We start from the raw sequence: 13036 nt of genomic DNA on the forward strand, positions 1-13036 counted from the left end.
GGCGTAACGCACCTGCCGCGTCAGGTTGCCGTGCTGGTCATACACCGATTCGGTCAGGTAGCCTTCGCCATCGACGCTGCCGACCTGCTTGCCGCGGCTGTCGTAATACAGCCAGTCATGGATGTCGCTGGCGTGTGCGCCGGGCCGCAGTTGTGCCAGCGTGCCCGTGCTGCGCAGTGCGCTATCGGTCTGCAAGGCATGGCGCAGCGTATGCACCAGGCGAGCGGCGCTGTCGTACTCGTTCTCCACCAGGTAGCCGGCAGCGTCCAGTGTGGCGATGGCCAGACCGTCGGCGTCGTAAAAGTGGCGCGTGCGGCGGTCGTCCACATGCGCCGGCGGCGACAGCGCCGGATCGTCATGCGCGGTGTCGGTCGTGATGGCGGCAATTGTCGTGGCCGACAGCGGCGTGGCGTGGCGAATGACTTCGATGATCCGTCCGGCGGCGTCGCGCACATTGCTGGTGACAAAGCCGTCTGCATCGATACTCCGTGCCAGGCGATTGGCATGGTCGTAAAGCTGCCAGGTGCTGCGGTCGCCGGCCGATGCCACCGGGCGCAAGGACGCCAGGGTCACACTGGCCGGCTGGCCGTTTGCATCGGCCAGGGACACCAGCGCCGTTGCCGGGAGCGCAGTCGCATACGCGACGCGGCGCACGACCTGGCCGCCGGCGTCATGGACGGTCTCGACCAGGCTGCCATCGTGCTCGATGTCGGCCACCTTGCGCCCGGCTTCGTCGTACAAGGTCCAACTGCGCACGCCAGTGGGGTCCTGGCGCATGCGCGGGCGGCCAGCGGCGTCGTACTGGTAAGCCGTCGTGCCAGTCGCGCCCGTGCTGTCGGATTGCAGCACACCGATCAATTCGCCGGCGCGGTTGAATGCAGAGGTCGTGACCAGCCCGTTTGCCATCGTGGTGATGACGCGGCGGTTGGCATTATCGTAGGCCGTGATCGTGGTGCGGTACAGGCTGTCGCGGCTCAGGGTCAGCCGCCCAAGGCCGTCGTAGGCGAAGGTGGTGACGTAGTCGCTCGAAATGGTGGTCGTGGCCACGCCCTTGGGCGCGACGGTGGACAGCAGCCTGCCGGCGGCGTCATGGATGTAATGCGTGGTGGCTTGCGTGCCATTGACGACGCCATTGCCGGCAGCATCCAGCGTGGCCCAGGTGGTCACGGACGCCACTTGCCCGCGGAAATCGTAGGTCGTGTCGGTGCGCATGCTACGCGTCTGGTCGGCAATGCCGCTGGCTACCCAGCTTGCCAGTGCGGATTCTGAAATCGCGGCATCGGTGGCCAATGCCTGCACGTCGTAGCGTGTGCCGGCATGGTCGATGCGGCTTACCCGCTGGCCCAGCGCGTCGTAGCGATATTCCGTGACGCGCCCCTCGGCGCTGACGCTGAAACGCAGGTGGCCGCGGCTGTCCCAGGCATGGCGGGTGCTGGCGGCGGGCGTGCCATCGACAGCGGCATCGATGCCGGCTGCCCTTGCGCCGGAAACCGTTTCGACGACCAGCCGCTTGTCCGCATCGAACACGCGCGTGATGATGTTGCCGATGGCCTTGCCCGCCGCATCCTGCTGGTGCACGCGCACCTGGTTGCCGTTGGCGTCGTAGTCATACAGCGTGGTATTGCCGCGCGCGTCGGCCTGGCTGTGCAGGTCGCCGGCGGCGTTGTAGGTCCAGGCCAGCAGCTGGCTCTTTCCGGCCACCGGCGGCCCCTGCATGCTGGTCAGCCGGCCAAGGCTGTCGGTGGTGGTGACGCTCTGCTGGCGCTCCGGATCGGTGATGGTGATGCGCGACTGCCCGCCCACCGTGTCCCACGCCAGGCTGGTTACGCGCCCGAGCGCGTCACGGATGGTGGCCACGCGCCAGTTGTCGCCGACCAGCGTGTAAGTAAAATGCAGATCGATGCCGTCGGACTGGGTGACGCTGGCGACCCGGGTGCTGCGGCCATTGCTGTCGTCGTAGGTATAGCTGCTACTGAAGACCCTGCCGTCGGCAATGCTGCCATCCTGCGGCGACAGGTCGGTGCTGACCTTTGCCAGCCGCGCATGGGCGTCGTAGGCATAGCGGGTGCGCACTGTGCTCACGCCTGTATTGCTGACGGTGCGCACCTGGGTCAGCAGCGTGCCGCTGTAATCGAACAGCGTCTGTTCGCCGGACGCGCTGGTGACGCTGGCCAGCAAGTTGCCGGCATAGGCATAGGTCAGCGCATTGCCGTCGCTGTCGGCAACGCGCAGCAGCTTGCCGCACGACCCGGACCAGTCGTAGGTCTCGCTGGCGCCGGTGACGCCGTCGGTCCAGGTCCATGCGCCATTGCCGTCGTTGGCGGCAGCGTCATGCGTGAGCGTGTGCTGGCCGTCGGGGCTGACATAGCGCTGGCGCGCGGCGTCCCACGCATGGACTTGCTCGGCGCCGTCGCCGTCGGTGCGCCGCAGCGTGCTGCCGGCCGCATTGATGGCGCCGGCCAGCCCGCCAATGCTGCGATACAGGCCGATGCGCCAGTTGTCGGCATTGTCGTCGTCCAGCAGGCCCTGGCTGTTGTAGGTGCGCAGGATGGCGACGTCCGGGCCGCGGCCAAGCAGGATCTCGTCCTGCCGCTGCAGCACCAGGTTGCCGGTGTGCGCATTGACCACGGCGCGCATGCCGGCCTGGCCGAGCGCGGCGGCGTCGGCCTGCTGGCCGGGAATGCGCAATGCATTGCCGTCCAGACCAAGCCCGTTGCCCGAGACAAAAGCCACCATGCTGCCATCCTCCGAAGATCGTTGATCGGGGGAATGACTCTGGTGCGGCTAGCTGAAGACACCGGCTGCTGATGCGTTACGGGCACCGCTTGCGTGCTGCCGATATAGCCATTCCCGCCTCCAAGGTATCCAATCGCGAGGGGCTTTGGTATGGAAATGACAACAAATAGTGGGCGGGTAACGAACGCGAAGAATTTACATTCGAACAACGTTTTTAAGGGCGTTTATCGAAACAAATTGGAGGGATTTGTGGTGTGCTTGCGACGGTGTCGCCAATCGCAAACGCGCCGACAGCGCTGGCTATCGACGCGTTTGGGTTTTTTGAATCAGGCCGCTGTGCTCAGTCGTCGCCGAGCTTGAGCTTGCTGGGCATGCGCTTTTCAATCGCCCATTTCAGCAGGGCTGCGCTGCGATAAATGCCATGCGCGAATTTGCCGTAGGGCAGCGTCAGGAACAAGGCCATCACGGTCCCCAGGTGCACGGCCAGCAGCAATGCCATGGCCGAGGTATCGCGCAAGGCCAGCAGCGCCAATCCGGTAGCGCTGACCAGCAGCAGCAACAGGATGAAGCCACGATCCATCGGCCGCTGCTCGGCGTCGCCATGCAAGGGGTGGCGATGCAGGTTCAGCCATAACAATCCGGCCGGTCCGATCAATAGTCCAATGCCGCCGACCGTGCCCAGCACCACCGGCAAACTGAGCAGCGGATACGGCGCCGGCCAGGCCAACAGGTAGTGGTACAGCGTGGCGACGCTGGTGGAGGCAAAACACAGCATGAAGCCATAGAAGGTCAGGTGATGGAAGCGCCGCCGCATCAGCGTGAAGCGGTCGCTCTCTTCATTGCAGCCTTCGCCGTGGCCGCCGTCCAGGTATTTCAATCGCAAGGCGTCGTGGGCGGCTTCACCGACGGACTCGCGGTTGGCATTGCCGAGGAACTGCGGTTCGGTCACATTGCGCCAGAATTTGCGTACACCGATCGCCAGCGCCAGCACGGAAAAGCCGAAGGTCGCGCCAAACATCAGCACCAGCGTGTTGTGCGGGAACACGGCGTAAAAGTTGCCGGCCAGCGGCGCATGCCACAAGGAGCCCGACATCATTACCGCCAGCACCAGGAACAGCGCCAGTCCACCGGACAGCGCCAGCGCCACGGTCAGGCCGTTGTGCTTGTACAGCGCGCCCAGCGCAGCAGGCCAAGCATATTCCGCATAAGTCTGGACCCGCACCTTGGCCATCGCCTGCGGAATGTTGACGCCGAATTCATGCGGTGGCGCGTACTGGCACGCATGCAGGCAAGCGCCGCAGTTGTGGCACAGGTTGGCCAGGTAATGGACGTCGGCCTTGTTGAATTCCAGCCGGCGCGCCATGGCGGGAAACACGGCGCAAAAGCCTTCGCAATAGCGGCAGGCATTGCAAATCGTCAGTTGGCGGTCGACTTCGCTTTCGGCTGCCGTGGCCGCGCCGGGCGGTGCGATGCGGGCGGTGCCGCGGGCGTCGTCGAGCAAGGCTTCAAGCTGCTGCACGTTGTGCTCCTGCTGGTTGTTCTGTTGCGCTCGGCTGGCGTGCTGCCAGCGCGGCTTCGGTGCCGGCGATGCGGCCAAATGCGGTGCCGATCGCCATGCCCACGCCGGCGGTGTAACCCTTTCCGAGCACATTACCAGCCATCATTTCGCCAGCGACGAACAGGTTGTCGCTGGGGACGCCGGCAAAGTGCACGCGGGCGCGCTCGTCGATCTTCAGGCCCAGGTAAGTGAAGGTAATGCCGGGGCGCAGCGCGTAAGCGGTGAACGGCCCTTTTTCGATCGGCAGCGCCCAGTGGGTCTTGGCCGGCGTGAGTCCTTCGGTATGGCAGTCGTCCAGCACGTTATGGTCGAAGGTGCCGACCCGACAGGCGGCGTTGTACTCTTGCACGGTGCGCATCAGCGCATCCGGATCGATGCCAAGCTTGACCGCCAGCGCAGGCAAGGTGTCGGCTTTTACGCCCGGGAATACCGGCGGCATGAAACGTCCGGTGGCGTGGCTGTCGATGATGGAGTAACCGATCTGCGCCGGTTGATGGGCGACCAGCCGGCCCCAGATTGCATAGCGCTTGGGCCAGAAATCTTCGCCTTCATCGTAAAAGCGCACGCCATTGCGGTTGACCATGATGCCCAACGACACGCAGTCCACGCGGGTGCAGATGCCGCCGTCGTACAAGGGCGCGCGGGCGTCGATCGCCACGCAATGGCTTTGGGTCGGGTCGCCGATGATGTCGGCATTGGTGCCCATCATGAACTTGAGCAGCACGCCCATGTTGAAGCGGGTGCCGCGGATCAGGAAATTGTCGGCCGGCCATTCGCCGTTGATCTCGCCCCAGGCTTCACGCTGCCAGGCAATATTGGATTCAAAACCGCCGCAAGCCAGCACGCAGGTCTTGGCATGGATCCATTCCGGGCCGTCCTTGCCATTGATGCGGGCGGCGACGAAGCGGCCGTTGTCGAGTTGCAGTTCGTCCACCGGCGCGTCATAGCGTATCTGCACGCCGAGCGCTTCGGCGCTGCGGTAAAAGGCATTCACCAGGGCTTTGCCACCGCCCATGAAAAACGCATTGGTGCGCGCCACATGCAGCGTGCCCGACAGCGGCGGCTGGAAATGCACGCCATGCTTGCGCATCCAGTCGCGGCAAGTGGACGAGGCGCGGATCGCAACCCGCGCCAGCTTTTCATTGGTCAGGCCGCCCGTCACCTTGAGCAGATCCTGCCAGTATTCTTCTTCGGGATAGGCGTCCACCAGCACGTCCTGCGGCGCGTCGTGCATGCAGCGGATATTGCGCGTGTGCTGCGAATTGCCGCCACGCCAGTCGCGCGGCGCAGCTTCCAGCAACATCACGCTCGCCCCTGCTTCGCGAGCCATCAGGGCAGCGCACAAGGCGGCGTTGCCGCCGCCAATTACCAATACGTCCGGCTTCACGCAGGCACTCCTTTTTGATGTTGGCCGAGCAGATGCATCGGCAAGCGGCGGCACGACTATTTCGCTGCTTCCGGCGCCGGCGCGGTAATGTAGGTGCCGCGTCCGCTGGCGATCAGCGCGCCGGCTTCGTCATAGATCCGCGCTTCGCTGACGGAAAATTGCTTGCCGAACTTTATCACCTTGCCTTTGACAATCAAATTCCCGGGCTTTGCCAGCCGGTGATAGTCCACCCGCATGTCGATGGTGGGCACGGGCCGGCCGATGTTCTTGACCAGCGCGAAATCAGCGCCGAAATCGATCAGCGCAGCAAGGATGCCGCCGTGCGTCTGTGTCAGCTTGGGATTGGCAACCCACTCCGGCCGCCAGGTCGCTTTCACTTCGATCGAATCCTCACCCAGGTCGAGCACCTTCAGCCCCAGCCAGCTCAGGTAGGGACCGTTGTCGATGATTTGCTGCACTTCTTCCAGCGTCATGCTTGCTCCTTGGTTTTTTTCGTTGGCCGGCGGCTGCGATCGTGCAGCCGCGCGCCGTGCGCGATATGTGCCCTCAGGCGTCGGCCGCCTTCGCGGCTTCGCGCAATTGCTGGGCGCGTGCTTCCAGTGTGCGGCGATCGATCTTGCCCACGGTGTTCATCGGCATCGCATCGACCATATGCACTTGCCGTGGATACTGGTACGGCGGCGCGTTCTTCAGCGAATGCTGCTTGACGTCTTCTTCGGTCAGGGCCGAACCCTTGCGCTTGACGATGAAGGCGACCGGAATGCGGTGCTTGATGTCGTCCGGCACTGGCACCACCACGGCTTGCTCGATGTCGTCGTGGCGCTCCAGCATCAGCTCCACTTCCAGCGGATAAATGTTGTGGCCACTGGAGACGAACATGTCGTCGGAACGACCGATGAAGTAATACCAGCCGTCTTCGTCGCGGCGCAGGATGTCGCCGGTGTTGTACCAGCCATCCTTCAGGCGCTTGGCGGTTTCTTCGGGGTTGTTGACGTAGCCGTTCATCATGCCCGGCCCGCGCACATGCAGGGTGCCGAAGTTGTCGTCTGCGCCGCCAACCAGGCGGAATTCATTGCCCTTGACCGGCCAGCCGATCGAATGCCGCGGCCGTGGCACGGTCGGGTCGGGATGCGGACCAAATAACGCCGCGCTGACTTCCGTAATGCCGAAGATCTGCACGATGCCGGCCTTGGGGAACAGTGCCGCCACATCGTCGATCAGCACGTCGGAAGCGGGTGCGCCGCCCATCGTGGCCAGGCGCACATACGAATAGTCGTTGCCGGCCAGCAGGTCGCGCTGCTGCAGCATCATCGCGAAAATGGTTGGCACGCCGGAGACGATGGTGAGCCGGTAGCGGGCAATGTTTTCGACATATTTGCGGGCGTCGAACTTGCGCATCAGGATCACGGTCGAGCCGCCGACCAGCACGCACTTGATCGAGTTCATGCCGTGCTTGTGATACAGCGGCGCGGCAACGATCATGCGGTCGTCCGGACAAAAGTTGCGGTCGCGCGAGATGGTCTCGGCCACCCAGGTATGGGCCCGGTGCGACAGCATCGCGCCCTTTGGCCGGCCGGTGGAGCCGGAGGTATAGGCATGGAAAGCGACGTCGTTATATTCAGGCACGCGCGCAGTGAACGGACCGAAATCCTGGAACGCCTTGTAACCGGCATCGCTAGTATCGTCGAATTCGATCGAAGGAATATCGGCCGGGCACAGCGCGCGCAGCGCCGCTTCGGTAAAGATCAGTTTGACTTCCGAATTACGGATCACCCAATCGACCGTGTCCTTGGGCTGCAGCGTATTGATCAGCACCGGCACCACGCCGGCGCGCATGGCGCCGTAAAACACTTCCAGGAATTCAGCACGATTGCCCGACAACACGCCGATGCGCTGGCCGGGCTCAAAACCGCGCTTGAGCAAGCCACGTGCGACCGCGTCGCAGGCGTCGTTATAGGCCTTGTAGCTGATCTCGCGCGGCGCCTCGCCCGACAGGTCAATGATGGCCGGGCGCAGGTCGTTGCAAAAGTCCTGGCCGATGCAGCCGAGGTTCTTGTAGTGCGTGACAGGCGCTGCGGCGACATTGCCGGCGTCCGATGCGGATGTTTGATTGGTCATGGGCTCAGATCTTGATGATGACTTTGCCGAATACGCGGCGTTCGTCGAGAAGGCGCACGCCTTCTGCGGCCTGTTCCAGCGGCAGTACCTTGTCAATCACCGGCGCGAGCTGCTTGCTGGCGACAAAGTCGAGGCAGGCCTTGATGTCGTCCGGCACATACGCGCGGGAGCCGATGATGTCCATTTCGCGGAACCAGACGAAACGAATGTCGATCTCGCACAGGTGGCCCGCAGTCGAGCCGCAAGTCAGGATGCGGCCATTGGTCGCCATGCAGCGCTGGGTCGGGATCCAGGTGTCGCCGCCGGTGAAGTTGATGGCCACATCGACGCCCTTCTTGCCGGTGGCGGCCCAGACCGCCTTGGAGAAATCGGGGTTTTCGGAATAATCGATCACATGGTCGGCGCCCAGCTCTTTGAGCTTGCGCGCTTTCTCTTCGCTGCTGGTGCAGGCATAAACTTCTGCGCCGGCCATCTTGGCGAACTGCAGGCAGGACACGCCGACGCCGCCGGATGCGCCCAGGATCAGGACTTTTTCACCTTTTTTCAGGCGGCCGCGGGTGAACAACATGCGGTGTGAAGTGCCGTAGGCGATCGGCAGCGCTGCGGCGTCTTCAAAACTGACGCCATCCGGAATTTCGATCAGCTGGCGCTGGTCCACGGCGATGAATTCGCACAGGCCGCCGTTGCCGTTTTCACCCAGCACACCACCTTCGGGGAAGCGCGGGAACAGCACGACTTTCTTGCCGATCCAGTCTTTGGACACGCCCTCGCCCACTTCACGCACGATGCCGGCAATGTCGCCGCCCGGAATGCGCGGCATTTTGGTGGGCATGTCCGGCATGCCATGCAGCACGAATACGTCCATGTAATTCAGGCCGCAAGCCTTGACTTCGACGAGTGCCTGGTTCGCTTGCGCCACCGGTACCGGCCATTGGTCGAGTTTCATTTGCTCGACGCCGCCATGCTGCTGGATGGCGACTACTCTCATCGTCGTTGTCATAGATTCTTTCACTGGTTGGTTTTGCGCCCCTCTGGCCGGCAGGGGGGTGATGATCACCTGCAATGGTAAGAGTGGCGTTTATCGAAAACAAATAGTTAGTTTTGCTGGATTGTTCGCCCAACGCGATGAATCCGGCCGTTTGCTAGGCCTGCACCGGTTCGGCCAGCGCCAGGCGCGCCATCTGCAATGCGCCTTCATACGATTTGGCAGCGGCAATGAACAGGCCGTTATGGCAAAACTGCGCATCCGGCACGCCAGTGACGGCAGCCAGTTCGGCATCGCGCAGACCGGCCCAGGCCGCCGGCAAGTCGCGCCGCGCCTCGAAGGTCTCCGGATTGGAAGGCACCGCATGCAGCATGTAGCGATCTTCACTGATGCTGTGGCTGATCACGAACAGCACGCCAGGCATTTCATTGCGCACCACCGACGCCCACGGCAAGGACGCATTGTCGATCAGCAGCAGCAAGCCATTTTCCAGCACCGTGGCCTGGCGCACGCGCTGCACCGCCGTCAGGCCGCCAATGCGGTACTTGACGGCATTGACGATGATGTCCTTCATGAAGCCCAGCGCCATCCGGAAGCGCGCCATGCGCAGGGCCTCGATCGCGGCCGCGTCGCCGGCCTGTTGTTCATCCAGCCAGTTGGGGTTGAAGCCGGAGATCACGGCCGACAGGCCATAACCGCCCGGCGCACTGCGCGCCGCCCCGGTGTCGGACATGTCGAGATACTGGACCAGGTCGGTATCGATCGCTTCGGCAATATGCCGCGCCTGCTCGGCCGTCACCGCAAAACCCGGCACCTGCTGGGCAATGCGCGACACGCATGCCGGCCCCTGCTGCTTCCACACCAGCCCGGCGCTGGCATACACCACGCCGGACGGCCGGGCGCCGCGAAAGCCCTTCTGGTGATGATCAAATCGACCGGCCTGCGGATTCCATTCGCCGCCGACATCGACGGCGAAATCGGCGCGCGCGATCACGGCCTCGTCGCGCGAGCGCACCAGTTCACTGTCGGGGAACAGCAGCATCAATGCGGCGACGCCCCAGATGTCGTCAGCGTGGAATTTTCCGGAATGGGTGGCAATGATCATCGGCGAGCAAATCGTTTAGCGGGCACAAGGCCCTGGAAAAATGGGTAAAAAGCGGGAGAAAAATCGGATAAACCGAATAAAACCGGACAAAACCGGAAGACCGGCTGGATCAGGGTCTGGTTCGATGGCCATGCCAGCGATGAACCTGACCTGGCAGATCGACCCCGCAGGCCGCCAGGCGTGCTGGCATTCAACCGTCTTCGGGCGGCGGCGGCTCGGTCCGGACAACCCGGGTGACCAGCAACTGATCGATCCGGTTGCGATCCATGTCGACCACCTCGAAGCGGAAATCGTCCCACTCGAAATACTCCGACACATGCGGAATCCGGCGCAGCTGGGTCAGCACGAATCCAGCCAGCGTATGGTAGTTGGCTGCCGATTCGTCGGGAAAGCGTACATCGGTCTGCAACAGGTCACGAAAACGGTCCAGCGAAACGCCGCCATCGATCAGCCAGGAACCATCGTCGCGCTGCACGGCATCGGCTTCATGAGCCTCGTCCATGACCGTGACGTCGCCCACCAGCGCGCTCATCACGTCCGACAGCGTGACCATGCCTTCGATCTCGCCGTACTCGTCCACCACCAACGCCAGCTCGGCGCGGTTCTTCTTCAGCGTTTCCAGCAAGTCCATTCCCGACAGCGACTCCGGCACGAACAGGGGCGGGCGGGCGACGGCGGCAATGTCGATACTGGCCAGGGAATTGTTGCGGATCGCCTGTTCGAACAAATCGCCAGCATGCACGATGCCCACCAGGTTGGACATGTCGCCGCGGTACACCGGAAAGCGGTTGTAGTGACTGTCGGCGATCTTGGCCAGCAGGTCCAGCACCGGTTCGTCCAGGTCAAGGAATTCAAGGTCGGCGCGCGGCGTCATCAGCGCGCCCAGGCGCAGGTCGTCCAGGCGCAGTGCGCGGGTGACCATGTCGTGCTCGGATTTTTCAAACAGGCCGGCATTGGTGCCTTCGCGCAGCATGCCGGCAATTTCTTCCTCGGTCACCTGGGTGTCGCGCGTATGGTGCAATCCGAGCAAGCGCATGATGAACTCGGTCGTCACCGACAGCACCTTGACGAACGGCGCCATCATGCGCGACAGCCACTGCATCGGCCCGGCGACGATCATCGCCACGGTTTCGGGATACAACAAGGCAATCCGTTTGGGCACCAGCTCGCCCAGGATGATCGACGCAAAGGTAATGCCGATCACGACGATGCCCAGCGCCAGTTCGCGCGCATAGGGCGCAATCACCGCCAGGGAGGCAAGCTGCGGCGTCAATTGGGCAACCAGCGACGCCTCACCGAACGCACCGTTGAAAATGCCGATCAGCGTGATCCCGACCTGGACCGTGGAAAGGAAATGATTGGGACTGTCCGCCAGTTGCAGCGCTGCGGCTGCACCGCGGCTGCCATTCTCGGCGAGTCTTTCCAGACGAATTCTTCGGGACGAAACCACCGCCAGTTCAGACATGGCAAATACGCCGTTCAGGAGTATCAGGCCAAGGATGATCAGTATGTCCACAGGGGTGAACCACCCGGTTGCCCGTCAGTTCGTGTGTTTATAGGGGGTCTATTCTAACCGCTGGAGACCGGAAAATCGCCAATCGCAGGCCACGGACGGCCTTATGCGGGGTGAATGGGCGGTAATGCCGGGGGAATGCGGGGGAATGACGGGACGAAGCAGGCCCGATGCCGCGGCCGCAGCGATCCCGGTCATGAGCTTGGACAATTCCATCTTGGTGTGCTGCGATTTTTGCAATGGCTTGCCGGGCAGCATTAACAATCGCGAGCAATGTAAACACAAATCTGGTCGGCGATTGACGCCAACCCGAGTATGCCGTCCTCAGCAATTTAACCAAGAGGACGGTAATGAAGTTTGCAACAACAGCAGCATTGGCACTGGCGATATCTGTAGCACTCGGCGGTTGCGGCGGCGGGGGCGGGAACACCCAGGACGACGCGCTCAGCGCAGGCAGCACCGATGTTTTCAGCGTTCCGGAAGGCGTGTGGGGCGGGACATTCGACAAAGGCAGTTTCACCGCGTACCAGGCACTGGTGCAGGAGGACGGCACCTACTGGGTCGCATACGGGAACGTGGCCGCCAACACGTTCGCCGTGTCCGGCTTCATGCAGGGCACGGGCATCGGCAAGAATGGCACGTTCAACTCATCGGACTTGCGCAACTATGGCGCGGGCGGTATCTGGACCAGTGCTTCCCTGAACGCCAGCTTCGTGCCGGGCGCCAGCTGGAACGGCTCGGTAATCACCAATCTCGGCACAGTCGGCTTCAACGGCACACCGGGCACCGCGTTCAATTACAACACGCCGGCAATTCCGGCCAATATTGCCCACACGTGGGACATGCATCAGCTCAATGGCACGGCAACATCCGTCAACATCACGGCTGACGGTGTGCTGACCGGCACGGCGGGAACGTGCACCATTACCGGCACCGTAGTGCCAAGCGCAAGCGGAACAAACCTGTATGACGTGACGACCCAATTTGGCGCCTCGTGCCTGCCGGCCAATACGACGGGAACCGGCATCGCCATCTGGCAGGCGATTCCGAACAGCGAGAAAGCACAGTTGATTATTGCCGCTGTCGCCAGCGACAGGTCCGCAGGCATGGCACTGATCGGCAACCGATAATCCGCCAACAGCCAGCGCACGGCGGGGCTAATCCAGGCCCGCCGTGCGCGGGCCGTCGGATAATATGCCCATCGATGGGCGAGCAATCAAAGCAGCGTATCCGGCATGCCATGCAAGCCAATCACACCCTCCCCGCCAATATGGATCAGCGCTGCAAACCCATAATCATCCAGGCGCCAGGCACATTAATGCATGCGAGAGTCAGTACTGTGGGACAAGGCTTGAGTCGGCCGAAACTGCAGCTTCTACAAAGCCATTAGCGTCCCCACGGGTAAAACACTAAGGAAAGTAACTGGAGCGGGTTGGCTGATCCACTGAGAAAAATCACGCCTTGCCGATTCCCAGCGTGAAATGGCAACCCGGATTGTTCGAGAGCTCGAATCGAGTTGCCTTTCGAGGCACGGTTAGCCAAATGGGTTTTAGCGCCTTTTTCTTTGGTGACTTTCTTTTTGGCGCCGCCAAAAAGAAAGTTACGCGCCCGCGGGGGCGCACACCCCGCTTAAC

Annotated in this window: 10 protein-coding genes; 1 reads left to right on the forward strand and 9 read right to left on the reverse strand. The window is 62.7% G+C overall.

Annotated features, from left to right (window positions below):
* The 8 genes from Q7T64_RS02180 to Q7T64_RS02215 all read right to left on the reverse strand — a co-directional run.
* Positions 1-2736: hypothetical protein (locus Q7T64_RS02180; protein WP_304790427.1), on the reverse strand; the 2736-nt coding region annotated here is incomplete at its 3' end.
* A 340-nt stretch (positions 2737-3076) separates the two neighbouring features.
* On the reverse strand, positions 3077-4255 hold the full coding sequence (gene tcuB / locus Q7T64_RS02185) for a tricarballylate utilization 4Fe-4S protein TcuB (protein ID WP_304790431.1): 1179 nt from the start codon (positions 4253-4255) through the stop codon (positions 3077-3079).
* Positions 4242-5681: an FAD-dependent tricarballylate dehydrogenase TcuA gene (tcuA, locus tag Q7T64_RS02190; protein ID WP_304790434.1), complete on the reverse strand. Its 1440-nt coding sequence runs from the start codon at positions 5679-5681 to the stop codon at positions 4242-4244. The genes tcuB and tcuA overlap by 14 nt, the downstream gene beginning before the upstream one ends.
* Before the next feature lie 56 nt (positions 5682-5737).
* The gene (locus tag Q7T64_RS02195; RefSeq protein WP_304790437.1) at positions 5738-6154 is read right to left on the reverse strand and encodes a PaaI family thioesterase; all 417 of its coding nucleotides are present in this window, start codon (positions 6152-6154) and stop codon (positions 5738-5740) included.
* A gap of 73 nt (positions 6155-6227) precedes the next feature.
* Positions 6228-7799 carry a class I adenylate-forming enzyme family protein gene (locus Q7T64_RS02200; protein ID WP_304790440.1) on the reverse strand — a complete coding sequence of 524 codons (1572 nt, stop codon included), beginning with the start codon at positions 7797-7799 and terminating at the stop codon, positions 6228-6230.
* Positions 7800-7803: 4 nt separating this feature from the next.
* Positions 7804-8799, reverse strand: a complete 996-nt coding sequence (locus Q7T64_RS02205) for a zinc-binding dehydrogenase (protein WP_304790443.1) — start codon at positions 8797-8799, stop codon at positions 7804-7806.
* 142 nt (positions 8800-8941) lie between these two features.
* Positions 8942-9889, reverse strand: a complete 948-nt coding sequence (locus Q7T64_RS02210; RefSeq protein WP_304790446.1) for an MYG1 family protein — start codon at positions 9887-9889, stop codon at positions 8942-8944.
* A gap of 190 nt (positions 9890-10079) precedes the next feature.
* Positions 10080-11405 (reverse strand): hemolysin family protein, encoded by a 1326-nt coding sequence (locus tag Q7T64_RS02215; protein WP_304790449.1) that lies wholly within the window; start codon positions 11403-11405, stop codon positions 10080-10082.
* 347 nt (positions 11406-11752) lie between these two features.
* Between Q7T64_RS02215 and Q7T64_RS02220 the strand changes: the two genes are divergently transcribed.
* A complete protein-coding gene (locus Q7T64_RS02220; RefSeq protein ID WP_304790452.1) occupies positions 11753-12532 on the forward strand; it encodes a hypothetical protein in 780 nt (259 codons plus the stop codon).
* 324 nt (positions 12533-12856) lie between these two features.
* Here Q7T64_RS02220 and Q7T64_RS02225 read toward each other — a convergent pair.
* On the reverse strand, positions 12857-13036 hold a 180-nt coding region (locus Q7T64_RS02225), incomplete at its 5' end, for a hypothetical protein (protein ID WP_304790455.1).

This window comes from Lacisediminimonas sp. (genome assembly GCF_030645335.1).
GTDB lineage: Bacteria > Pseudomonadota > Gammaproteobacteria > Burkholderiales > Burkholderiaceae_D > Lacisediminimonas.